At 64.3% G+C, this 24041-nt stretch carries 22 protein-coding genes and 2 pseudogenes; 4 read left to right on the plus strand and 20 right to left on the minus strand.

From position 1 onward, the window contains the following. Positions 1–20: 20 nt before the first annotated feature. Positions 21–938, minus strand: a complete 918-nt coding sequence (locus NS365_RS18200; protein ID WP_058601718.1) for a LysR family transcriptional regulator — start codon at positions 936–938, stop codon at positions 21–23. Between the two features lie 93 nt (positions 939–1031). Between NS365_RS18200 and NS365_RS18205 the strand changes: the two genes are divergently transcribed. Beyond that, positions 1032–1817, plus strand: coding sequence for an NAD(P)H-dependent oxidoreductase (locus tag NS365_RS18205; protein ID WP_058601719.1), 786 nt, complete (start codon positions 1032–1034; stop codon positions 1815–1817). A gap of 130 nt (positions 1818–1947) precedes the next feature. On the opposite strand, the gene NS365_RS18210 is transcribed toward NS365_RS18205, so the two are convergent. Both NS365_RS18210 and NS365_RS18215 read right to left on the minus strand, forming a co-directional pair. Continuing rightward, positions 1948–2436, minus strand: a complete 489-nt coding sequence (locus tag NS365_RS18210) for a CreA family protein (protein WP_058601720.1) — start codon at positions 2434–2436, stop codon at positions 1948–1950. A 191-nt stretch (positions 2437–2627) separates the two neighbouring features. Beyond that, on the minus strand, positions 2628–3503 hold the full coding sequence (locus tag NS365_RS18215; RefSeq protein WP_058601721.1) for an SDR family oxidoreductase: 876 nt from the start codon (positions 3501–3503) through the stop codon (positions 2628–2630). 286 nt (positions 3504–3789) lie between these two features. Between NS365_RS18215 and NS365_RS24205 the strand changes: the two are divergent. Further along, positions 3790–4502, plus strand: a pseudogene (locus NS365_RS24205) (IS6 family transposase). Between the two features lie 18 nt (positions 4503–4520). Here NS365_RS24205 and NS365_RS18225 read toward each other — a convergent pair. From NS365_RS18225 to NS365_RS18300, 15 genes and pseudogenes are all read right to left on the minus strand, one after another. Beyond that, on the minus strand, positions 4521–4781 hold the full coding sequence (locus NS365_RS18225) for a hypothetical protein (protein ID WP_153003842.1): 261 nt from the start codon (positions 4779–4781) through the stop codon (positions 4521–4523). Between the two features lie 79 nt (positions 4782–4860). Then, on the minus strand, positions 4861–5898 hold the full coding sequence (locus tag NS365_RS18230; RefSeq protein WP_058601724.1) for an Ldh family oxidoreductase: 1038 nt from the start codon (positions 5896–5898) through the stop codon (positions 4861–4863). Further along, on the minus strand, positions 5895–7589 hold the full coding sequence (locus NS365_RS18235; protein WP_058601725.1) for a hydantoinase B/oxoprolinase family protein: 1695 nt from the start codon (positions 7587–7589) through the stop codon (positions 5895–5897). Before NS365_RS18235 ends, NS365_RS18230 begins: the two co-directional genes overlap by 4 nt. 18 nt (positions 7590–7607) lie before the next feature. Continuing rightward, on the minus strand, positions 7608–9653 hold the full coding sequence (locus NS365_RS18240) for a hydantoinase/oxoprolinase family protein (RefSeq protein WP_058601726.1): 2046 nt from the start codon (positions 9651–9653) through the stop codon (positions 7608–7610). 30 nt (positions 9654–9683) lie between these two features. Next, the gene (locus NS365_RS18245; RefSeq protein WP_058601727.1) at positions 9684–10427 is read right to left on the minus strand and encodes an HpcH/HpaI aldolase family protein; all 744 of its coding nucleotides are present in this window, start codon (positions 10425–10427) and stop codon (positions 9684–9686) included. 116 nt (positions 10428–10543) lie between these two features. Then, positions 10544–11338: an ABC transporter permease gene (locus NS365_RS18250; RefSeq protein WP_058601728.1), complete on the minus strand. Its 795-nt coding sequence runs from the start codon at positions 11336–11338 to the stop codon at positions 10544–10546. Positions 11339–11348: 10 nt separating this feature from the next. Beyond that, positions 11349–12230: an ABC transporter permease gene (locus NS365_RS18255; RefSeq protein WP_058601729.1), complete on the minus strand. Its 882-nt coding sequence runs from the start codon at positions 12228–12230 to the stop codon at positions 11349–11351. Further along, entirely contained in the window at positions 12227–13324 is a 1098-nt protein-coding gene (locus NS365_RS18260) for an ABC transporter ATP-binding protein (protein WP_058601730.1), read from the minus strand. The genes NS365_RS18255 and NS365_RS18260 overlap by 4 nt, the downstream gene beginning before the upstream one ends. A gap of 12 nt (positions 13325–13336) precedes the next feature. Next, positions 13337–14383: an ABC transporter substrate-binding protein gene (locus NS365_RS18265; protein WP_058601731.1), complete on the minus strand. Its 1047-nt coding sequence runs from the start codon at positions 14381–14383 to the stop codon at positions 13337–13339. A gap of 71 nt (positions 14384–14454) precedes the next feature. Then, positions 14455–15123, minus strand: a complete 669-nt coding sequence (locus NS365_RS18270) for an RraA family protein (RefSeq protein ID WP_058601732.1) — start codon at positions 15121–15123, stop codon at positions 14455–14457. A 12-nt stretch (positions 15124–15135) separates the two neighbouring features. Beyond that, positions 15136–15942 (minus strand): carbon-nitrogen hydrolase family protein, encoded by an 807-nt coding sequence (locus tag NS365_RS18275; RefSeq protein WP_082675516.1) that lies wholly within the window; start codon positions 15940–15942, stop codon positions 15136–15138. Between the two features lie 116 nt (positions 15943–16058). Then, complete coding sequence (locus NS365_RS18280; protein ID WP_082684707.1) at positions 16059–16979, minus strand: LysR family transcriptional regulator; 921 nt, start codon at positions 16977–16979, stop codon at positions 16059–16061. A gap of 345 nt (positions 16980–17324) precedes the next feature. Next, positions 17325–18508, minus strand: a pseudogene (locus tag NS365_RS18285) (IS3 family transposase). A 234-nt stretch (positions 18509–18742) separates the two neighbouring features. Continuing rightward, positions 18743–19117, minus strand: coding sequence for a nuclear transport factor 2 family protein (locus NS365_RS18295; protein WP_058601736.1), 375 nt, complete (start codon positions 19115–19117; stop codon positions 18743–18745). Between the two features lie 202 nt (positions 19118–19319). Further along, a complete protein-coding gene (locus NS365_RS18300) occupies positions 19320–20363 on the minus strand; it encodes an alpha/beta hydrolase family protein (protein WP_153003843.1) in 1044 nt (347 codons plus the stop codon). Positions 20364–20610: 247 nt separating this feature from the next. Between NS365_RS18300 and NS365_RS18305 the strand changes: the two genes are divergently transcribed. Continuing rightward, positions 20611–21255, plus strand: a complete 645-nt coding sequence (locus NS365_RS18305; protein ID WP_058601738.1) for a recombinase family protein — start codon at positions 20611–20613, stop codon at positions 21253–21255. A gap of 265 nt (positions 21256–21520) precedes the next feature. On the opposite strand, the gene NS365_RS18310 is transcribed toward NS365_RS18305, so the two are convergent. Both NS365_RS18310 and NS365_RS18315 read right to left on the minus strand, forming a co-directional pair. Beyond that, positions 21521–22342 (minus strand): helix-turn-helix transcriptional regulator, encoded by an 822-nt coding sequence (locus NS365_RS18310; RefSeq protein ID WP_058601739.1) that lies wholly within the window; start codon positions 22340–22342, stop codon positions 21521–21523. Positions 22343–22462: 120 nt separating this feature from the next. Next, positions 22463–23173 carry an IS6 family transposase gene (locus NS365_RS18315; RefSeq protein ID WP_058601740.1) on the minus strand — a complete coding sequence of 237 codons (711 nt, stop codon included), beginning with the start codon at positions 23171–23173 and terminating at the stop codon, positions 22463–22465. Positions 23174–23368: 195 nt separating this feature from the next. Between NS365_RS18315 and NS365_RS18320 the strand changes: the two genes are divergently transcribed. Then, positions 23369–24041, plus strand: a 673-nt coding sequence (locus NS365_RS18320; protein ID WP_153003844.1) for an IS110 family transposase, incomplete at its 3' end; no start/stop codon positions are given.

Raw genomic sequence — 24041 nt, forward strand, 5'->3', positions numbered from 1 at the left:
TCGCATCGGAAGAACCGATCCTAGTTGGCGACGCCCGGCAGCCCTCGCAAGAAGGCAGTCAGACTGTCGACCAGCAGCCGGACGCGTTGGATGCGCAGCCGCCCCGGCGCGGCGAGGATCGACAGCGGAACGGGCTCAAGTCGGTGGTCCGGAAGGACTTTCACTATAGCGCCAATATCCAAGAGATCGTCGATCAGCCAGAGGTGTGCGGGCGCGATGCCGCGCCCTTGCACAATCGCCTCGCGCGCCGCCAGCCCATGATCCAGGAGAAGCCGGTCGCCGAACGGCACGGTCGCCATGCTCCGGTCCGGCCCTTGCAGCACCAACGTTCCGCTATCGGCCACGTTGCTCATACGGATCGTTCGGTGATGCCGCAGATCGTCGGGAGATGTTGGCGTTCCGTGCCGTTCGAGATAGTCCCGCGAAGCGACGAGGATGCGGCGCGACAAGCCGACATGCTTGCGCTGCATCGAGCTATCCGCGAGCGTCCCGAGCCGGATCGCGATGTCGGCGGCCTCTTGGACGAGGTCGATCCGCGTGTCGGTCAGCTTGAGATCGATCTCGACGCGAGGATGGCGGTCCTGAAACGCGAAAAGGGCCCGCGCGACATGGCGGACGCCCAGCGCGGCGGTGCAGGAAACGCGAACCGAGCCTGAGAGCGCATCGCTCGCCCGGTACAAGCCTTCGCCAGCCTCCTCCACTAGTCGCAGGACGGCGCGAGCGTCCTCGTGGTAGCGCCCGCCTTCGGGCGTAAGGCTGAGTCCGCGTGTTGTGCGGTTGATTAAAGTGGTGCCAAGCGCCTGCTCGAGTTCCGCCACGTGCCGGCTGACTGTCGCCTGCCCGACACCCATCTCGCGCGCGACTGCCGAGAAGCTGCCTCGCTCCGCAACTCGAACGAAGCTGCGCATACGCTCCAGCGTGACGTCAGACCTATCCACAGAACGGAACAATCCTATGCGTTGGCGCCAACTTCCGACGGAACCGACCTGCGTCTAGCTCTGATGGCCTCAAACCGGAAGAGGTATCGTTGCATGAACGTCTTGATCGTCTCCGCACATCCCGAACCCCGCTCGCTGACGAACGCCCTGCGCGATACGGCGGCGGCGCAACTCAGCGCCGACGGTCACACCGTGCGCGTCACCGATCTCTACGCGATCAATTGGAAGAGCGCGGCCGATCGCGCGGACTTTCCAACCCTTGCCCCGGCGCAGCGCCTGCGGGTCCCGCAAGCCTCCGGCGAGGCCTTTGCCACCGGCACGTTAACGGACGACGTCGTGCAGGAGCAGGAAGGTCTGCTCTGGGCCGACGCCCTAATCCTGGCCTTTCCGCTCTGGTGGTTCTCGATGCCCGCGATCCTGAAGGGGTGGATCGACCGGGTCTATGCCTATGGTTTCGCCTACGGTGTCGGCGAGCACAGCGACACGCGTTGGGGCGACCGCTACGGAGAGGGACGCCTCGCCGGAAAGCGGGCCATGCTGATCGTCAATGCCGGCGGATGGGCGTCGCATTATGGACCGCGCGGCATCAACGGACCGATCGACGATCTTCTGTTCCCGATCCAGCACGGGGTCCTGTTCTATCCCGGCTACGAGGTTTTGCCGCCCTTCGTGACGTACCGCGCCGACCGGATGGACGAGATGGGTTTCGAGGCGACCGCGCAGGCGCTACGCGAGCGAATGCGTGGCCTGTTCGCTGAACCGCCCATCCCCTTCCGCCGACAAAACGGGGGCGACTACGAGATCCCGTCGATGGAACTGCGCCCCGAGGCCGCGCCGGAACACATCACCGGGTTCGGTGCTCACCTCGTACCGAGTTGAATGCCCGATTCCGCTAGATGTCTGCCCGACCCCTAAAAGGATTCTTGGAAGACGGAAACCGGACATCGTCTATGTTCACGCCGGCCATCAGCTAGCGAGATCGATGGAAACCTTGTGAGGATGTCTTCCGTCAGCGAACTTTTGCAGCGTCCGGCTGCGTGCCGTTCCATGCCATCGGCGCGACGACCGAAAGGGAAGTCGCCGGCGAGCCATCGATCAGGCGGGTCGTTCGCGCGACATAGACCAGGCTGCCGTTCGTCTTGTCGAAGAGGCGGTCGATCTCGAGCGACTTGAAGATCAGAGAACGGCTTTCGTCGAAGACCTGCTCGCCCTCCTCGTCGCCGCTGATAGGATCGTTGAAGACGATCGGGCCTGTCTGAACGCAGGACACACTGGCGACGGACGGGTCCTCAGCGAGCCCGACCGCACCCTTGATGCCCCCCGTTCGCGGACGGGCGACATAGCAACTGATCCCGCCGATCTTCGGGTCCTCGAACGCGGTCACGACGATCTTGTGGTTCGGCCCGATCAGCTTGAAGGCTGTCGAGACCTCGCCGATGTCGCGGGCGGAGGCCTGGACTGGGACAGACAAGGCAAGGAGGACAAGGAGACGCTTCACGAGGGACCACCCAGGGGTTCGGACTGAACCGGGAACTTAGGTCACGCCGCAAGATTGTCGGGAGCTTCGCCACGCCTCGTTTGCGAAATCGACGCGCGTTCGGGCGTTGCGCGATGAGGTGCAAGCGTCCTGGCCTCTTCCGACGGTTCGCCGCTGGAACCATCGGAAGAAGCCAGGGCGCTCCGGTCCCGTCAGTACATCGGCATGCCGCCGGTGATCGGGATGACCGCGCCGGACATGTAGCTTCCCTCGCGCGAGGCGAGCAGCACATAGGCTGCGGCGAGTTCGCCGGGCTGGCCAGCTCGGCCGAGCGGCGTATTCTGACCGAGCGTCTCCAGCGTCTCCGCGTCCTTGGCGATCGGCTGGATCGGGGTCCAGACCGGGCCGGGCGCCACTGCGTTGACGCGAATCCCTTTCGGGGCCAGGAGGTTCGAGAGGCCGATCGTCAGGCTGGAGATCGCCCCCTTGGTGGCGGCGTAGACGATCATGCTCTCGGTCGCGACCTTCGCCTGAATGCTCGTTGTGTTGATGATAGCCGAACCCGGCTTCATGTGCGGCACTGCCGCCTTGGTGAGGCGGATCATGGCGAAGACGTTGGTCTGGAAGGCAGCCTGCATCTCGTCGTCATCGATGTCGGCGAGATCTTTGTTGGTGGTCTGGGCCGCGGCGTTGTTCACGAGGATGTCGATCCCACCGAACTCGGCGACCGTCTGCTCAACAAGGGAGGCGCAAAGGTCGCGGTCGCGGATGTCGCCCGGCAGCAGCAGACATCGGCGTCCGGCCTTCTCGACGAAAGCCTTGGTCTCCTCCGCGTCCGCGTGCTCCTCCGCCAGATAGGAGATCGCGACATCAGCTCCTTCCCGGGCATAGGCGATCGCCACCGCCTTGCCGATGCCCGAATCCCCGCCCGTGATCAGCGCCGTTCGCCCGTCCAGCAAACCTTTGCCGACATAGCTCTCCTCGCCGTGATCCGGCTTGGTGCGCATCTTCGTCTCGAAGCCTGGCTTCGCCTGCGGCTCTTCGCCCGGAAAGCTCGTCGGCTGGCTGGTGCGCGGATCATCGCTCATGCTGTGGCTCTCGATCTGTTGAAGATGCGAGCGGAACGGCCTGTGATCCGGATCGATCCGCCGGCATGGACGATGCGTCGTCTCAACGCATGACGCACCCCCCAGATTCGAAGGTGCTGACCCGGATGCCCTAGTTCGTCATGCAGACCACGCCGCAGGACACTGCGAAGACCGAGGGCCACGTGATAGTTGCGGACGCCGTTCCGTCGAGAAGGCCGGCTCCGTTGTAAGCGGGCGAGTGTGATGCGAGCGTCATAGTTTCGGCATCGACGGAAGGGGGCCAGGCATGAGCGCGGCTTTCAAGGGTCGGCACTTCGCCCCCGATATCATCCTTCTGTGCATGCGCTGGTACTGCCGCTAAGCGCTGAGCTACCGCGACCTCGAAGAGATGATGGCCGAGCGTGGTCTGTCCGTGGACCACACGACCATTTATCGCTGGGTCCAGCACTATGCCCCCGAGCTCGATCGTCGTGTTCAATGGTGCCGGGACCGCAACAGCGGGGCAGTTGGTATGTCGATGAGACCTACGTGAAGGTCCGTGGGCAGTGGATGTACCTCTACCGCGCCATGGGTGACCGCGGTGAGACGCTTGATTTTCATCTGTCGCAGAAGCGGACCAGCAAGGCAGCCAAGCGCTTTCTCGGCAAGGCGCTGAGCCGGTCCTCGCACAATCGACCTTCGGTGATTTCGACCGACAAGAACCCGGCTTACAATGAGGCGATCGCGGCGCTCCGACGCGAGGGACGTCTTGCCCCTCACTGCCGACACCGGCAGGTCAAATACCTGAAGAACAGGCTGGAGTCAGACCACGGGAAGCTGAAGCAGCGGATCCGTCCGGTGCGCGGTTTCCAGTCACAGAAGACTGCGCACAACGCCATACGAGGCTTCGAAACGATGCGGATGTTTCGCAAGGGTCAGTTCCGCTCGATGGTCGACAGTCTGGCCGGTGGATCGGAGGCGCGCTTCATCGGACGCCTGTTCCAGGTGTTTATCGCCTGACGAAAGAATGTAACGGGATCATTGTGCCCCATTAGAGAGTTTGCAACGGAGCCAGAAGGGCTCGGCGACGGGGCCGAAGCCGGAACGCAGCGCTTCCAGCCCGACGCCCTCTTCGGAGCGGAAGCCGACGTGCGTGAAGAAGCATCCGGCCTCCATGTCGTGGAATGGGGCGCTGTCGATGATGTTCCAGCCCCGGCTCGCCAGATAGGTCGAGATGGCCGCCACGATGCCGCGCGGCATCGGGCAGGTAACGGCCAGCCTCGACGCTGATGAAGTCATGCCGTACTTACCCAAAAGGTCCGAGCGACGGGGGAAAGACTGGATCAGCCGGCTCGAAGGGGGGACAAGACGCCGGCGCTCAAGTTGGCGCACCCGCTGCGATCTGGCGAAGCTTGTCGTAGAGCGCGCCGGGAATAGGCACGCCATCGACGGCCGTGCGACGCCGCGCGGCTTCCCGGCGTGCACCGGGCAGTCGCGCGCCATCTTGCGTCGCGATGGCCTCCGCGAGGCGCCCGAGACGCGCCTGCGCGTCGTTCCCCGCCAGGGGGCCTGGATCGATGGCGATGAAGAACTGGCCGGTTCCCGGCGAGCCCCCGACATTGTCCGCGAACGACGAGGCGTCGATCGAGAGGTTGGAGGCGGTCAACCAGGCCGCCATCAGTTCCACGAGGAGCGCAAGGTTGGCGCCCTTGTGGCCGCCGGACGGAAGCATGGTTCCGCCAGCGAGCGCCGCATCGGCGCTCTCGGTCGGCTGTCCATCGCGGTCCAGCGCCCAGCCGAGCGGGATCGGCTCGCCGCGCTGCTGATGGACCACGATTTCGCTCTTGGCGACGATGCTGGAGGACTGGTCCAGCACGAGCGGCTCCCGCCCTTCGCGCGGAACGGCGAAGGCGATCGGATTGGTGCCGAACACGGCCCGCGCCCCGCCCGCCGGCGCCATCGAGGCCGGCGCGTTGACGAAGCCGAGCGCCAGGAACCCGGCAGCGGCGATACGCCCGACATGGTAGCCGACCACGCCGCAATTGTAGGAGCCCGTCACCGCGAGGGCTGCGATACCTTGGGCGCGCGCCGCCTCAACGAGGGCGGACAAGCCGAGATCGATCGCGGGATGGGCGAATCCGCCGCCAGCGTCCACTCGGACGAGGCCCGGCCGGAGCCGGGTGAGCACCGGCACGGCGGTCCCGTCGATCTTGCCCACCCGCGCATGCTCGCAATAGGTCGGCAGACGCGCCAGACCGTGGCTGTGAATCCCCTCGGCCTCCGCCGCGACGACGGAGGCCGTGACCGAGCGCGCCGGGCCGGGGGCGACGCCGCAGGCGTGCAGGGCGCGCGCCGTCAGGTCCCCGACCTCGGCGAGGGTGAGGCGCGCAACAGAAGCTGCCTGAGGCGCGTTCATGCCGCGGCGTCCACAGCCGGGATCACCGCCGCGCCATAGTGCTCGCGTGCCGCTTCCGTTGTCACCAAGCCCTCGGCAATGTCGTCGGCGAGGCGAGCGGGGTCTCGCCTCGCCGCTTCGCCGAACCCGCCGCCGCCGGAGGTCCTGATGGTCACGGTGTCGCCCGACGACAGCGCCACGCCCGAGACCTTGGAGGCCAGATCGACCTGCGTGCCGTCCGCGCGGCGGAGCGTGGTGGAGGACAGCGAGCCGGGCTTGCCGCCGTAGAGACCATAAGGCGGTACGCGGAAGCGCTCGAAATTGGTCGAAAGCAGACCCTCGGGCGCTTCCAGCCGGAACTCGCGCACAAGGCCAAGGCCCCCGCGATGCTCCCCCGCGCCCCCGCTGTCCGGCAGGAGGCCGTAGCGCGTAAAGACCACCGGATACTTGGCCTCCACCATCTCGATCGGCGCGTTGGTGTTGTTGTGGAGACCACAGGACAGGGCGCTCGCGCCGTCGCCCTTCGCATGGCCGCCCCAGCCGCCGACCTCGATGTCGAAATAGACCTGGCGCTTGCTATCCGGCCGCAGGATCGACACCGCGTAAACGTAGGAGATGGCGTAGTAGGCGGCAGGGATGCGCTCGGGTGCGATCTGGGCCAGCGCGCCGAACACGGCGGTCGCGATCCGGTGGTTCACCACCATGCGACCTGCCACGGGCGCAGGGAAGCGCGCATTTACAACGCTGCCCTCGGGAAGCGACACGCTCACCGGCCGATAGCAGCCCGAATTGGCGGGAATGTCGGACCCCAGCGCCGCCAGAAGAGCGTAGTACACGGCCGAGCAGGTCATGGCGGGCGTGTTGTTGACGGGACCGCGCACCTGCGGGCTCGACCCGGCGAAGTCGAGCGAGATGCGGTCGCCCTCCTTGACGATCGTCACGCTGAGCCGGATCGGCTCCTCGGACTGCCCGTCGTCGTCCACCAGCTCTACGAAGCTTGCCGTGCCGTCCGGCAGGGCTGCGATCGCCGCCCGCATCATGCGCTCGGAGCCGTCGAGGATGGACGACATCGCCGAACCGAGGGCGTCGGACCCGTATTTGCGCGCGATCCGCGAGACGGCCCGCGTCCCGATGCCCAGCGCCGCGATCTGCGCGTTGAGATCGCCGCGCGTCTCGTCGGATTGGCGCACGTTGTGCAGCAGCATCTCGAACACCGAGGTATTGAGCGTGCCCCGCTCCACGAGGCGCAAGGGGGGAATGCGAATGCCCTCCTGGAAGATTTCCGTGGCGGCCGCGTAGTAGGAGCCCGGCGCGCCGCCGCCGACATCGACGTGGTGGCAGAGCGTGCCGACGATGGCGACCCGTCTGCCATCGACGAAGACGGGCCGGAAGGTCTGGATATCGGGCAGGTGCTGGCCGCCGGAATAGGGGTCGTTGGTCACGACGACATCGCCCTCGGCCCATTCCTCCAGCGGGATATGGGCTTCAAGAATGCGCTTGAGGCAGTCCGACATCGAGTTGAGATGCACCGGGATGCGGGCGGACTGGGCGATGTTGCGGCCTTCGGAGTCGAAGACGGCGGTGGAGAAGTCGAGGATTTCGCGTACGACGGTCGAGCGGCTGGTGCGCCAGATCGTAATGCTCATCTCCTCTGCGGCGGCGATCAACGCGTTGCGGATCACCTCGAGACGGACGGGGTCGATACTGGTCATGATGTCGGTCCTTGCAGATCAGTGGCGCTGCGTGCGTTCGGCGATCAGCGCACCCGTCGAATGGGAGCGGATCGTCCAGCCGGCGGGCAGGTAGGTGGCGGTGTAGGTCTCCTCGACCACGGCCGGACCGGCGACGCCGGCGGCCGTCACGGCTTGGCGGGTGACCACGGCCGTTTCGGCGAAGCCACCGCGTCCGTAGACAGCGCGGGTGCGGGCCTCGGCGCCGGCCGCCTCGCGCATCGGCACCGGCGCAGGTTTTGCGAGACGTCCGATGGCCGACAGGCGCAGCGAGACGACCTCCACCGGCACGGTCCGCTCGTCATAGGAGAAACGCTGGCGATGGAGGGCATGGAACGCTTCGGTCGCGGCTGCGAGGCCGGCGGGCGAGAAGTCGGCCGCCTCCAGGGGAATGCGCAGATCGAAGGCCTGGCCCTGATAGCGCAGGTCCAGCGCCCATTCGAGGATGCAGTTTTCCTGCGGCACGCCGTCCTCGCGCAGCTGACGCTCGCCCTCGGCGGCAAGCCTTGCGGCACGCTCGGACAGGACCGGACCGAGGTCGGCGAGCGGGCCGATCTGCGTGGAAGACAGGTCGTGCGTAATGTCGGACCACAGGATGCCCCAGGCCGAAAGCGTCGAGGCGTGAGCTGGAAAGATCACCCGATTCATCCCGAGATCCTCGGCGACTTCGCAGGCATGGACGCCGCCCGCGCCGCCGAAGGACAGGAGGGCGAAATCCTCCGGGTCCATCCCCTTCTCGAACAGGGACAGGCGGATGGCCGTGGCCAGGCTGGAATTGGTGACGGCGATGACGCCGGCGGCGGTGTCCTCCGCGGAAAGCCCAAGCCGACCCGCCACGTCGGCGGCCGCGCGCTCGGAGGCGCCGCGATCGAGGCCCATGCCTCCGCCCATGAAGCTCGATCCATCCAGACGACCAAGGAGGAGGTTGGCGTCTGTGACGGTCAGCCGCTCGCCGCCGCGTCCATAGCAGGCCGGTCCCGGCTCCGCGCCGGCGCTCTGCGGCCCGATGCGCAGGCGCCCGCCATCGTCCACCCACGCAATGGAGCCGCCGCCCGCGCCGATCGTGCGCATCTCGATCATCGGCAGGCGCACGGGCAGGCCGTCCACCTCGCCCTCGTTCACCATGGACACGGTGCCCTCGTGGACCACCGAGACGTCGAAGCTGGTGCCACCCATGTCCACAGCGACGAGATTCGGTTCATCGAGCGCAGCCGACAGGCGCTTGGCCGCCGCAGCCCCGCCCGAAGGGCCGGACAGGAGCAACCGCGCCGGCTCGCGCCCGGCCTTGCCAAGGCCCGCCACGCCGCCGTTCGACTGGACGAGATAGACTTGGCTTTGTGGCACTTCCTGCTTCAGCCGACCGGCGAGCCGGTCGGTGTAGCCCTTCACCACCGGCACGAGCAGGGCGTTCAGCGCGGTGGTGGACAGCCGCTCGTATTCGCGCAGCTCCGGCGAGATGTCGCAGGACAGCGAGACCTCGACGCCGGGAAGGCGCTCGCGCAGGATTTCGCCGACACGCCGCTCGTGCGCCGGATTGGCGTAGGAATGGAGAAAGCAGACGGCGACCGAGCGCACCCCGGCCTCGCGCAGACGCTCGGCCAGCGCCTCGACGCCGGTCTCGTCCAGCGGCTCGATCACGCGACCGTCCGCCCCGACACGTTCGGCAACGCCGTAGGAGAAGCGGCGTTTCACCAATGGACGTTCCGGCGTCGCGGTGATGGCGTAGACGTCGGTGCGGCCGTGGCGGCCGATCTGCATCAGGTCTTCGAAGCCGGCCGTTGTCACCAGTGCACCCAGCGGCAGCTTGCGCTCCAGCACGGCGTTGGTGGCGATCGTCGTGCCATGCAGGAGATACTGGACCTCGTCCAGCGAAAAGGCGAAGCGCTCGCTCGCCTCGCGAATGCCGGTCAGGAGACCGATCGAGGGATCGGAGGGTGTGCTCGGGGTCTTCATCTGGTGGATCTCACCGGTCCGACCGTCGAGGATCTCAATGTCGGTAAAGGTGCCGCCGATGTCCACGGCGATGCGGATGGAGGGTGTGGTCATGGGATGGTCCGATGCTGAAAGGGACGGGACTTAGACGAGGCCTTCAGCGGCCAGACCGTCCTTGAGCGCGGCGAAGGCGGCGCGCACCATGTAGAACTGCGCGCCGACAACAGTGGTGGAAACGCCGTGCGCCTTCGCGAAGGCCCGCTCCGGGGCCGTCCAGCACGGCATGACCCAAGGCTTGCCGGCGGCCTTGGCCGCGGTCGCGATGCGGGCAATGTCCGCCTTGTCCTCGTCGGAGAAGACGTAGCGCTCGTTGCCGGCCGCCATGGACAGGTCAGTCGGCCCGGCGAAGAGACCGTCGACGGTCGGCAGCATCGCGATCTTTTCGACATCGGCCAGCGCCTCGCGGCTCTCGATCATCGGCCAGCACCGGGTGCGCGCGTTCTCGCTGGAGGCATAGTTGTCGGGCGCAGGCCCGTAGCCCACGGTGCGCCCGCCGGCATAGGAGCGGCGCCCGAGTGGTGGGTACTTGGCGGACGCGGTGACGTCGCGGGCGTGGGCGACGTCTGCGATATGAGGGATGATGACGGCATCGGCGCCGAAGTCGAGGGCCTGCTGGATCGGCTCGGTCAGAGGACCGAGAACCTTGGCATAGACCCGCATTCCCAAGGCCCGGCAGAACGGAATGACCCGGTCGAGGTCGTCGAGATTGAAGGTTCCGTGCTCGATGTCGAGCACCACGGCGGTGAAGCCGGCGTCGCGGGCGATTTCGACATGGGGAAAGACGGGCGCGGTCAGCCAGAAGGCGAACGGGTCGAGCGACGAGGTCATGGGATCTCCCGATTGCGGCAAGCCTTCTCCGGTCCGGCGCGGTGCGCCGGTCGGCAGGCCAATGAAGGTTTGAGGAGGATGTCGTCGTCAGCGGAGCGGACGGACGGCAGCCCCGGTCATTTCACGAAGGTTTTGGTGAGGCCGATGCTGCGGTCCACGATCACCACCACGACAAGGGTCATCACCACCAGGAGCACCGAGATCGCGGCGGCGAGCGGATCGGCCTGCTGATCGACATGGTTGTACATGGCCACCGGCAAGGTCTGGAGGCGCGGCCCGGTCATGAACAGGGACAACACCACCTCGTCGAACGACACCAGGAAGCAGAGGGCCGAAGCCGAAACGAGGCCCGATCGCATCATCGGCAGCGTAATGCGCCGGAACACGATCAATGGGCTAGCACCCAGCGTGCTGGCGGCCTCCTCAACGGCGGGCGGCAGGTTGGACAGGGCCGTGGACAGGACGCGCACCGCATAGGGCAGCGTGATCACGAGATGGGCGGCGACCAGACCTTGGAAGGTGCCGAGCAGACCCATCGGGGCCAGCACGAGCAGCATGGCCAGACCCAGCACTATGGCGGGAAGCAGCAGAGGGGCGGCGAACAGGCTGGCGAGCGCATCTGCGCCAGGTGGACGCAGACGGACCAACGCATAGGCGCACGCCAAGCCGACGACCAACGAGATCGCGGTGACCACCAGTGCCAGGAGAAGGCTCATGGTGAAGGCGCGGGTCATGCTCGCGTCGGAGAAGATCGCCGCATACCACTTGAAGCTCAGGCTCGACGGCGGGAAGGTCATGAAGTTGTCGCCGCTGAACGAAATCGGCACGACCACGAGGAGCGGCGCCAGAAGGAACAGGAACATCAGGCCGGCGGCGACCTTCAGCGCAGGCGAGATCGGTGCTTCCTCCATAAGGACCTCCTCAGGCGACCAGCCGCAGGACGCGGCCGTAGAGGGCAAGGGACAGGCCGAACACGATGAGCACGATCATCGACAGAGCTGCGGCCAGCGGCCAGTTCAAGGTGACAATGGCCTGGTCGTAGACTTCCGTGGCCAGGAGAAACACGCGCCCGCCGCCCAGGAGCTTGGGCGTCACGAAGGAGGAGATCGCCAGCACAAAGCACAGGAGCGAGCCCAGCGCGATGCCGGGCGCCGTCAGCGGCAGGACCACACGGCGGAAGGTCTGAAACGGGTTGGCACCGAGAGTCCGAGCGGCTTCTTCGAGACGCGGGTCGAGCCTGCCGAAACCCGACAGAAGTGCAAGGATCATATAGGGCATCAGGATTTCGGTCAGGCCGATGACGACGCCCGTCAGGTTGAACATCAAGGACGGCGGCGCCGAGACGCCAAGCGCCATCAGCGCGTTCGCGATCAGGCCGCGATCCGACAGGATGGCGATCCAGCCATAGGTGCGCACCACGGCCGAGGTCAGGAGCGGCGCCACCACCAGGACCATCAATACCGTGCGCATGAGCCCACGGGAGCGATGGAGATAGAGCGCGATCGGATAGGACGCGATCAGGGTCAGGACCGTAATGAGCAGGCTGACGCCCACGCTGTTGGCGATCAGTTCGAGGGTGAACCAGTCACCCAGCGTTTCGCGCCAAGTGTCGAGCGTGAAGCCCGCGCCGAGCGCGCCCGAAGCCTGCGCCTCCTGAAACGACATGCGTAGAAGGTTGACCACCGGCCAGAGGAACCCGACCGAATTGACCAGCGCGATGGGTAGGAGAAGGAGCGCCACCAGGCCCGAGGGGGTGAGGCGACGCGGCTCGGTTACCGGGCTCTGGAGGGCAAGCGTGCTCATGCCGCACCGTAGACAAGCGTATCCCGACGATCCCAGGACAGGGTGACGGGCGTGCCAGGCGGCAGAAGCGCTTCCCCGCTGCGGGAGACGGTCTCGGCCCGGACGGAGGAACCGCCCACCGACACCTCATACTCCAGGAGGTCTCCGGCGAAGGTAGACCGCATGATGGTGCCGGACACGCGATAGGAGGCGTCGTCCGACGGCGGCAAGGCCGTGGTGGAGACCGCGATACGGTGCGGGCGCACCATGACATCGACCTCGCCCGACAGTCCCGGCGCGGAGATATTTATACCCGCCGTCTGAGCCAGCCCACCGGACGCCCGCCCGGAAAGTCGGTTGATGCGCCCGACGAAGCCGGCTACGAAGGCGCTGCGCGGCTGTTCGTAGATTTCGTGCGGTGTCCCGATCTGCTCCAGCCGCCCCTGGTTCATCACCACGACCTTGTCGCAGATCGTGAGCGCTTCGACCTGATCGTGCGTGACGAAGATGGCGGTGATGCCGAGCTTCTTCTGGATGTCGCGAATCTCGTTGCGCATCTCGTCGCGCAGCTTGGCGTCGAGGTTCGACAGCGGCTCGTCGAGAAGCAGGATCGAGGGGCGGATCACCAGCGCACGCGCCAGCGCCACGCGCTGCTGCTGGCCGCCCGAGAGCTGCGCCGGGCGGTGCCGCTCGCGGCCGGTCAGGCGCACCATCGCGATGGCCTCCGCCACGCGGGCGGCCGCATCCGCTTTCGCCACCTTGCGCATCTCGAGGCCGAACGCGACGTTGGCGGCGATGTCCATGTGAGGGAAGAGCGCATAGGACTGGAAGACCAGCCCCATGTCGCGGCGATGGGGGGGAACGTCGGTGAGATCGCGCCCGTCCACGCTGATGCGCCCCGACGAGGCGGGGACCAGCCCCGCGATCATGCGCAGCGACGTCGTCTTGCCGCAGCCGGACGGCCCGAGAAAGGCAACGAGCTCTCCCTTGGCGACGTCGAGGTCGAGGTCATCCACCGCAGTGAAGCGTTCGTACCGCCGGGTCAGGCGGCGCAGGGACAGATATCCCGCCCCTTGCGGGGCGGCTGCGGTCCTCGAAGGTTCCGAGCTCGTCATCTCCCCCGCTCCTCAGCGGCTCGCCGGGAGGACGCGTCGACGCCACTCGTTGGCGATCTTGTCGCGCACCTTGGCCAGGGCGATCCAGTCGACCTTCATGACCTTGTCGAGACTGTTCACGGCCGTGCGCGCCATCGCCTCCTGCGAGACCTGCGCCTTGCTGTTGGTCGGCGCGTAGAACATCGTCTCGGTGAAGCTCTTCTGCGCCTCGGGCGACAGGGCGTAATTGACGAAGGTTGCCGCCGCCGCCGTCTGCGGGGCATCGGCGACGAGGTTGATCGTGTTGATCTGGAAGATCGTGCCTTCCTTCGGGATCGTCGCCTTGATGCGACCGCCCGACAATTCGCTGTTGACCTGGGCCCGCGCGTTGTAGCCGACGCCGAGCGCCGCCTGGCCGGTCACGACCGGCGCGTAGACCTCGGGCTTGGGCTCCCAGGTCTGGACGTTCGGCGCGATCTCCGCGACGGCCTCCAGGCCCTTGTCCACGTTATCGAGGTAGTTCGTGCCGCCGCGCGCCTTGTTGAGGATAAGAAGCAAGCCGAGGCCCTGGATGTCCGGCACGCCGGGGATCACGACCTTGCCACGATATTCGGGCTTGGCCATGTCCATCCATGAGGAGGGAGTCTGGGGGACCTGCTCGGCGTTGTAGAGGAGAACGAGGTTATCAAAAGTCACAGCCACGCCGGCGATGTCGGGAATGCGCGCGTCGGGATAGAGGTCGGCGACGTTAGGAACGTTGCTGGTGTCGATCTTGGTGAACACCCCTTCGTCGGTGCCGGCTTTGGAGACGGAAACGTCCATGATCACGACGTCGGCCTGCGGCGCGGCACGCTGCGCGCGCAGGTTCCCGAGCATGGCGGCCGAGGTCGGCAGCGGGAAGTAGGTGACCTTGATGTCCGGGTGAGCCGCCATGAACGGCTCGATCACCGCCTTGGTGTAGCGCTCCTGGAAGAGCCCGGAATAGGCCATCACCGTGATGTTCGTCTCGGCCATGGCCGTTCCGGCCGCCAGGAGGCTCATCATCAGGCCCAGAGACCCGGACTTCAGCGCAGCTTTCATGTCGACATTTCCCTTTGACGAACGAGGTGGGCCGCCGTGCCGGCGGATCGGGGAGAGAGGCTAAGGAAAGGTCAGGCCGTCTGCAGCTTGCCTTCGACCATGGCGCGCGCGCCGGAGATGTCGGGTAGCTTCTCGCCGGCCGCGAGGCGGGCCAGGAGTTCGAGTTCGGCCTCCTGCATCGCGATGGCGCGCGCGGCGATGGTGGGCGCGTCTGCGGGCGCGAGGACCACGACGCCGCTCTCGTCGCACAGGACCGCATCGCCGGGCGACACCGTCTGGCCTCCGACATTGACCGGCACGTTGATCGCGCCTTCTAGCCCCAAGAGCTTGGTGGTGATCGGCGACGGGCCACGGCACCACATCGGCATCTCGACGCGGCGGATTTCGGAGAAGTCGGTGGCGGGCCCGTCGATCACGCCGGCCTTTACGCCGGCGAGCTTCATGGCGTTGGTGATGACCCCGCCCCAGCAGGCGTGGCGCTCGTCGCCGCAGCGCTCGATCACGACGATGTCGCCGGGGCGCACGTGGGCGGTCAGGTAATGCAGGAGGGTCGAGTCGGCATGCGGGATCCGCAGCGTCACGGCCGTGCCGGCAACGCGGGCGTTCGGCAAAACCGCTCGAATTTCCGGATCCACGAAACCGGAATGAAGAACGTGGCCGATGGTGGCGACCTCGCACTTCTCGAGCTCAGCCACGAGGCCTGGCGCGATCTGCTCCGGCATAGGGCGTACGATGAACATGGCGAACTCCGGTCAGTCGAGGACGTGATGGGTTGCAACGGGAATATCGGCACGGACCTTGGCGGCGTAGGCAAGGTCCAGCCGGGCGCTTGTGAAGCCGACGCCGTCCGAGCACTGCGCAGCGACATGCCCCCAGGGATCGATTGCCATGGAGTGGCCCCAGCACCATTTTTGGCCACCGGCATGCGTCCCGGTCTGGCCGACGGCCAGCATCCAGGTTTGCGTCTCGATGGCGCGGGCCCGCGCCAGGACTTCCCAATGGTCCTTGCCCGTCATCAGCGTGAAAGCGGCGGGCAGGACAATCACGTCGGCCCCCCTGTCCCGCAGCTTGCGGAAGAGTTCGGGGAAGCGGATGTCGTAGCAGATGGCGCAGCCCATCGTGACGCCACCGAGTTGGTAGGTCACAACCTCCTCGCCGCGTGCGACGCTATCGGACTCGCGGTAGACGATGCCGTCGGCCGTTTCCACGTCGAAAAGATGAATCTTGCGGTAGCGCGCGAGTTCACCCCCGTCGGGTCCGAAGACGATGGTGGTGTTGTAAAAGGCGTTACCGTCCTTTTCCGCTATGCTCCCACCATGGATCGCCACCTTGAGGCGACGAGCGAGGTCCGCCATCAGACGATAGGATTCGCCATCGGGAATTGTTTCCGCCGCGGCCTGCATGGCGACCGGCGTGGCGCCGAGGAAGTTCCAGTATTCCGGAAGGACAACAAGGTCCGGCTTGTCCGTCCTGACCGCATTTTCCACAAAGGCGCTCGCTGCAGCCATGTTGGCCGCCTTGTCGCCCTGCGAGTTCATCTGGATCAGTGACACTCTCATGCTCAGCCCCCTGTCGGTCGAGCACAGGAGAGCAAACGATGATTATGTCAGCAAACGAGAAATTTCTATCTTTCCTGATAACAATTGCTTATGCGATCATCAATTGATCCGAAAGCCTACACATTGTGCATCGCGGGATAACCCAGAGTCTGGGTCTTCGCAGCGCTGTCGACGGCCATCTGAGCCAATAGAGTCGGGAGTAGGTTGCCGGGATCCTCGCGATACACTGCGTGAAAATGAAGACGTGGTACGGGGCCGTGAACATCGAGCGTGACCAGTTCCTCGTTCTCGATCATCTCCTGAACCACGACGTCCGGCAAAAGGGCGACCCCCATGCCTTCACGCACCATCCGCGTGATCGTCGCAAGGGAGTTCGAGGTAAGGATACGCGCCAACTGCGGATCAAGTCCGACCTCCTCGATCATGTGCAGCACCCTTTGATGCGGCTGAGACCCACGCGAAAAAGCGAAGATCGGATGGGCGATCAGATCCACGAGCGCCATCTGGCGTGTGTGGATCTGGAGACGCGGCGCGGCCACCCATACGCAATCGTAGCTGCACAAATCGAGATTGCGGTATCCCTGCGATAGCACCGGCCCTGCAATCAATGCCAAATCGACTTCACCGTTCAGCATCATGCGCGATATGTTCAAGCTGGTGTCGACGGTGAGATCGACGTTCACATCTGGATAGGTTGACTTCACCGTTTCCAGGAACGCGGGCAGCCACGCGTAGACGATCGAGTCGATCGTACCGACGGAAACGCGTCCGCGCACGGTATGTCGATCGAGGAGCCCGAGCTTGAGCTCGGCGGTCAGGCGGACGATGGCTTCGGCGTAGGAGAGAGCACGTTCGCCTGCCGGCGTCAGACTGACGCTGCGTAGATCCCGCTCAAACAACTGCACGCCCAGATCGCGCTCCAAGGTAGCAATGCGATTGGAGATCGCCGCCTGGGTCGTGCAAAGCTTCTCTGCCGCATTGGAGAAGCTGCGCAACCGAGAAACCCATATCAAAGTTTCAAGGAACTTCGTGTTCATAGAATTTATAACCTATGGTTTATGATGTATAGAGAGGCGATATACAAACATAATACGGCATTCAGATATATATTTTATTCAAATAAAGAATGATAATCATATCAGAACGCACTTGACCTCATCGAGTATCACCGCATCCGACCGACGGTCATAGAGTTGCGTCGTGCGAGTGCTGAAATGGTTCGCCACGGCAGCAGCCCTTTCCAGCGTACTCCATTTTTCAGGTAGACCGTAATGCCGGTGGCCCGGAACGTGTGGTTGCCTATCCGCGTGTCGAAGCCGGCACCGATTGACGTGCGCCCCGACTTTGGACCGTCGGGCTGGAGGATTTCCGGGGGTGATTGCTCAGGCGGGCGGGCCTCCGTCCGAGCGTTTCATCAGCTCGATCGGGGTCTTGTGGCCGATCGCGCTGTGAGGGCGGACTTCGCTGTAGTCTCTACGCCAAGCCTCCATCTTGGCCTTCGCGTCGTCAAGGCTCATGAACCAGTGGGTGTTCAGGCACTCGGCTCGGAACTTGCCGTTGAAGCTTTCGATAAATGCGTTGTCGGTGGGCTTGCCAGGCCGCGAGAAGTCGAAGACGACGTCCTTCTGGTAGGCCCAAAGGTCGAGGTCTCGCGAGATGAACTCCGATCCCTGGTCGACCCGGATGGCCTGGGGGTAGCCGACCTCGCTGCAGATGCGCTCCAGCGCCCCGACCACGTCTTCGCCACGGTAGCTGAAGCGCGGATCGATCGCCGGTGAGAACCGCGAGAACGTGTCGACGACCGTCAGGATACGCAGCTTGCGGCCCGTTGCGAGCTGGTCGTGAACGAAGTCTTGTCGCCCATGTCTGGTTCACATGGGTCGCCGCCGTCCGGTCGTCCCGCAGCTTGGCCTTCACGCGACGCTTCGGCCTTCGACGGGCCATCAATTCACTGGATCGATGGCTGGTTTGCCTCAGTGTTCCTGAGCTGCAGGTGCATCTCTTTGTAAAGACGATAGATCCGCTTCGGGTTCACAGCCCATCCCTCCCGCCGAAGCAAGACATGGACACGCCGCCTCTCGGCGATTGCAAGCAATCGCCTGCCGGCCAAGGGGATATCCGTAGCGGACCCGCGTCCGGGTGATCTCCTGGGTCCGGGTCTTCAGATCGGCCTGATCGCCGCGACGGGACTTGTGGGTGGTGAGCGAGCGTCCGACCTTCAGGGCCGAGCAAGCCCGTCTGATCGACACCTTCCAGGACGCTCGAACCTCGTCCACCAACTGGCGCCGGCGAGCAGGCCTCAGAGCTTTTTTGACAGAACGTCCTGCAGCATGGCCTTGTCCAACGACAGGTCCGCGACAAGCCGCTTCAGCTTCGCGTTCTCCTCCTCGATCTGGCGCAGCTTCCTCACCTCGGACGGCATCATCCCCCCGTACCGCTTGCGCCAGTTGTAGAACGTCGCCTCCGAGATTCCCGCCTTTCGGCAGACCTCAGCGACCGCCGTTCCCTCGTCGGCCTGCTTCAGGACGAACGCGATCTGCGCCTCGGTGAACTTCGACTTCTTCATGGAATTCTCCTCGTCCCGGCTCCGGGACCATAAGTGGAAAATTCCAGCTCAAAACGATCCGATTTTTTGGAGGCACGTCAGTGTTGACGACGCCGTTTGCCACGGGCTCCACCGTGCGGGTGGACGGTGGCGGCGTCATCGGCTGAACGGGTTGTGGGCCAGCCGCTTGCGACCCATTCGCGACCGCCAGTCACTTGTCGCTGACAATCCAAAGCGGACGTCCGACAACGTCGCTTAGAGGTCTCCGATCCTAGAACAATGACCTGCCGAAATGCGCCATCCGTGTTCGTCTTGGTGCCAGATCCGAGTGTAGGCAAATGTGCCGGACACCGGATTCTGGTCGTACATCGCTTCGAGCCTTGCCTTGGTCGTTACGACGATGAATCCGTGCAGAGGATGAAAGGCAGTCTCGAAAAGATCAAGACGCTGGATGCATAAGACCCGGCTGCGGTGGGCCTCCAAATCCTCTTCCTTGGTCATCACGTTTCCTATCGGACCCGTGAAGACGAGATCGTCATCGATCAATTCTGACAACGTCTCGACGTCCCCGGCGATCATCGCCGTCCGAAGCTTCTCCTCGCAGGCCAATATGTCCTGGGCTTCCCGCATTGCCGCTCCTGATACAGTCCGTCGCACAGAACCTACGTGGATCTGGCCGGTCGAGGAAGGGCCGCATTTGCAAGCATCTTTCTCGGAAACTACCTAGCAGCTTTCCACCCTGTCCGGTCTATGGCGGCAGAGAAGCAGACGCCCGCAAGCGGTCCATCCGCTTTCGACCCAAAGCTGACCCTTGAGCTAGCATCCGCCGTCCTCAGGAGCGGACGTTCAGATTTGGAGGCGAATCCGATCTGACGGCTTTCAGCGCTATCTCAATCGCCTGTCGATGCACTTCTTGTCGATCGATGCCAGGCGCATCGATGCAGATGTCCGGCTCCAGATCGCGCCCATTCTCGGTTCCGATGGATAACAGCGTATAGTGCCCCACGTCGCGACCTAGAGAGTGAAGCTGGCTATTCGGCAGTCGCTCATGCAGCCAGCGAGCACACGCATCCATCGGCGCTTCCAGATCTGCCTCCCCCGCCATTAGGGTGACAGGGACCGAGATGCCCACGAGGCTGTTAGGCGCGAAGGCTCGCACGGTTGGAGCAGGCGCGAGGGCGACGGCCGCAGCCACGCGACGATCCAAGTAGGATTCGGACTGCAGTTCCCATGAGGACGCGAAAACGGCGCTGTTGCGAAGTAGGGGGGCGATACGGTCGGCGAGGTCGGGAAACTCCCGGGGTCCTCCTTCAAAGCGCGATTTGGCGGCCCACTCGCCGAAACGGTGCATTTCAGTGATGGCGCCCAGGATGGACAAAGCGGTGTACCCGCCGAGCGAAAAGCCGACGCAGGTGACGCGATCAGTATCGAGGCGATCGGCGAAAACGCCGTCGGTTGCCAACAGATCAAGGGCTACCGAAAGGTCGCGGGGACGCTCCCACCAACAAAGGAAGCCTTCTGCCCTGTAAGGCTCGGAGGCCGTATTGCCGTGGTGATTCACACCGATCACGACATGGCCGATACGCGCCAAGGCTTCTGCCATCCAACCGAGGCTCGATGCCGTCCCGCCTGTACCATGCGACAGGAGGACTACGGGGAGCCGCCGACCTAGTGAATAAAGCTCCGCGTCGAGGGCCACGCTTCCCATGATGAAGAAGGGGCTAGTCTTCGGGACCGATATGGTCTGCTCGACCGCCTCTGAGACGGTAGGATACCAAGCGGACCATTGGATCGGTCGCGGCCCGTCGTTCGACCAATTTCGGCGGCCCCGATCGAAGACGCACCCTTCCCGAAATCCAACCTTGAACGTTTTCATGTGCACGTCCCAACTTATGGAAAGCGGATCAGGCCGGAAAATTCCGTGGAATTTCAAGATGCGGATGTCTTCTACTTCTATCCTTCTTCCTGAAAGCGGACAGACCGCTCACCACCCCTTCCGGTCGTATAACATGGTGCAATTTAGGTATGCCTTTCGAGGATTGGCCCAAACCCGGTCTTTTAAGTGCGCTTTGACTGCGTAAAAAGGACCGAACGCTAAGAGACCATCCAAAACGGATCGAGCTATGTTCGTGCGCGCCTACCTCCGGGCCCAGACCTCGCAGCAGGACGCATCGCGCGCTCGAGGAGCGCTCGACGCCTTCGCGGCCGTGCGAGGCTTGCGGATCGCAGCGCGGTACATGGAAAACGAGAGCGGCGCGAAGCTACACCGGCCCGAGCTCTTCCGCCTCCTCGCCGACTGCGAGCCGGGCGACGTCCTCCTGGTCGAACAGGTAGACCGCCTGTCGCGCCTCACCTCCCCCGACTGGATGAAGCTGCGGGCAGAGATCGACGCCAAGGAGGTCCGCATCGTCGCACTCGATTTGCCGACCTCGTGGAACCTCGCAGCACCGGAAGACGAGTTCACGAGCCGGATGTTTTCGGCCGTGAACAACATGATGCTCGACGTCCTCGCCGCGGTCGCGCGCAAAGATTACGAAGATCGTCGTCGGCGCCAGGCCGAAGGCACGGTGCGAGCCAAAGCCGCAGGACTCTACAAGGGGCGCCCCGCCAACACGTCCCGCAACGCCGCGATCGCGGCGATGCTCCGCGATGGTCGGACCTGGAGCCAGATTATGAGTGCGACGGGATGCAGCCGGACCCTTCTGGCCAAACTCGCGCGCGAGCAGCACGATCATCTCGTTTCACACAGCACGACGGTCGAGGGATAGGAGCAAGCACGGATCGGCCCTGAAGGCCGACCGCGGTTTCGATGGAAAGCCCCCGAGATGCTCGCTCCGGCTTTCCCATTTCTCCCTCCCCGATGGCCCGTTTTGGGAAAAACCATTCGGGAACAGATTTCGAGAAATTCGCCCTCTGTTCCTGCCGATATCGAACGCCAGTCGTGGCTTTCCCGATGAACGGCCGTTTTTGGGAAGCGTGGGAGCAAAGGCCTCTACCGTTCTAAACAGCGCGATGTCGTCGATAATAGCGGCGTCAGCTTGCTGAGGTTGATCCTGCACGAACGGTGCTGGGCACGGTGCCGAAGCGGTGGCGGAACGCCTTGGCGAAATGGCTGAGATTGGAGAAGCCGGTGCGCGAGGCCGTCTCCGTGACGCTCCACCCGGTCTCCAGCATCCTGTAGGCAGCCTGAAGGCGTTGCTCCTTCAAATAGGCGTGCGGCGGCATGCCGACGAGATCATGAAATCCGCGCTTCAGCTTGCGTTGGTTCAAGCCCACGGCCTGCGAAAGTCGCGAGATGGTCCAAACGCCCGCATAATCCTCGTCGAGGATCGTTCTTGCCTCTCCGATCCGCCTTCGGTCGGATGGCGCCGGAAGAGCCAGCCTTGTCGCCGTCGGGGCCTCCACGAGGAGGGTCAGTTCGGACAGAACGTCGATCCCGCGTGCCAGCATGGCCAAACGCCGCGCCAGCCCTGGCGACAAAGGACAACGGACGACATCCGCCGCGATCCGGAGAAGGTTCGGGCTGGCACGGAAGCCGAGAAGGATCGCATCCGACGGGACGCTGGCTTCCGCGCTCCTTCGTCGTGCGCTGGCAAAGGGACTTTCCCCGAGACGGTCGAGGAAATCGGCTGCGTAGCGGAAATCGACGCATAGGAGGTTCTGTCCGGCCGAGAAGGCGTTCTCGCCCGATGCGTGGCCCCTGCTGGCGAACAGGACTGCGCTTCCAGCACGCACCCGCAAGGGCTGTCCGCCGTCCAGCATCAGCATTCCATTGCCCGAAAGAAAGATCGACACCGAAAAGGCTGCCGGACCTTCGGTGCGAAACCGCATCGCATGATCGAGGAACACGTCCATGACGTAGATGCCAAGATCGTCCGACGCCCGCTCGCCGCGAACCGGAAATGCTGGATCGAGCTTTGCGGGGTCTGTTGCGAATAGCCAATTTGGTCGCAATGATCCCGTTCTGTTCTTTCGTCAGGCGATGAAGACCTGGAACAGCCGCCCGATGTACCGAGCTTCCGATCCGCCAGCCAAGCTATCGACCATCGAGCGGAACTGGCCCTTGCGGAACATCCGCATGACCTCGAACCCTCGGATCGCGTTGTGCGCCGTCTTGCGCGACTTGAACCCACGCACCGGACGGATCCGCTGCTTCAGCTTCCCGTGGTCGGACTCGAGGCGATTGTTCAAGAATTTGACCTGTCGATGCTGGCAGGTCGGCGGAAGGCGCCCTTCCTTGCGCAGCGAGGCAATCGCCTCATTGTAAGCTCGGTTCTTATCGGTCGAGATGACTGACGGCCGATGGTGCGGCGAACGGTTCAATGCCTTGCTGAGAAACTGTTTGGCGGCCTTCGTCGTACGGGTTTGCGAGAGATAGAAGTCGAGCGTTTCGCCATCGTCGCCGATCGCACGGTAGAGATACATCCATTCGCCGCGAACCTTCACATAGGTCTCATCGACGTACCAGGTCTTGGTCTGAAGGGGCTTGCACCACTGAACGCGACGGTCCAGCTCGGGCGCGAAGTGCTGGACCCAGCGGTATATGGTCGTGTGATCCACCGACAGATGGCGTTCGGCCATCATCTCCTCGAGGTCGCGGTAACTCAGCGCGTATCGGCAGTACCAGCGCATGCACAGTAGGATGATGTCGGGAGCGAAATGCCGGCCTTTGAACGCCAAACTCATGCGTCACGCCCCCGAATGTAGCCGCCTTAGGCACCGAGGCTCGCATCCCAGATCGCTATTCGCAACAGATGGGGTATTCGGCTTTGGCGCCCTGTTCTTCGCTGCTGTGACGGGTGGAGGTGCTGCGCTTCGAGCTGATGGATAACGTGGTCTGGATCGGATCCCAGCCACAGGCATCAGCGAGGGAAGCGCAGCATGCGGTACTATGCGGGTTTGGACGTCTCGGTAAAAGAGACGAGTGTCTGCATTCTGGACGAGACGGGTCGGGTCTGCCTGGAGCGCAAGGTGGCGAGCGACCCGGCCGATCTGGCTCTGGTGCTTCAGGACCCGCGCTGGCCGCTGCACCGGGTCGGGCTGGAAGCTGGCCCCTTGTCACAATGGCTGCATGCCGGTCTCGGCCAGGTTGGCCTACCTGTCATCTGCATCGAAACGCGTCATGCCAAAGCCTTTCTGAAGGCACGCGTGAACAAGAGCGATCGCCACGATGCACGCGGCATCGCGCAGATGATGCGGGTTGATCTGTTCCGTCCCGTTCATGTGAAGACGCCGGCAAGCCAGAGCCGCCGGGCTCTGCTGTCGGCCCGACGGATTTGCCAGGAGAAGGCCTTGGCGATCGAGAACGACATTCGCGGTCTCCTGCGCAACTTCGGCCTGAAGGTCGGCCTTGTCGGCAAGCCGCAGTTCGAGACACGGATCCGTGACCTCGTCGTCGACGAGCCCGAGCTTCAGCCGGTGATGGAGAGCCTCTTATCGGCACGCGCCGGTCTGCGGGCGAGCGAGGCGGCGCTTCATCGCAGGCTCCTGCAACTGGTCCGGCAGGACCCGGTGTGCCGCCGGCTGATGAGCGGTCTCTTCTACACATCCGACG

It is taken from the genome of Aureimonas ureilytica (assembly GCF_001475935.1).
GTDB lineage: Bacteria > Pseudomonadota > Alphaproteobacteria > Rhizobiales > Rhizobiaceae > Aureimonas > Aureimonas ureilytica_A.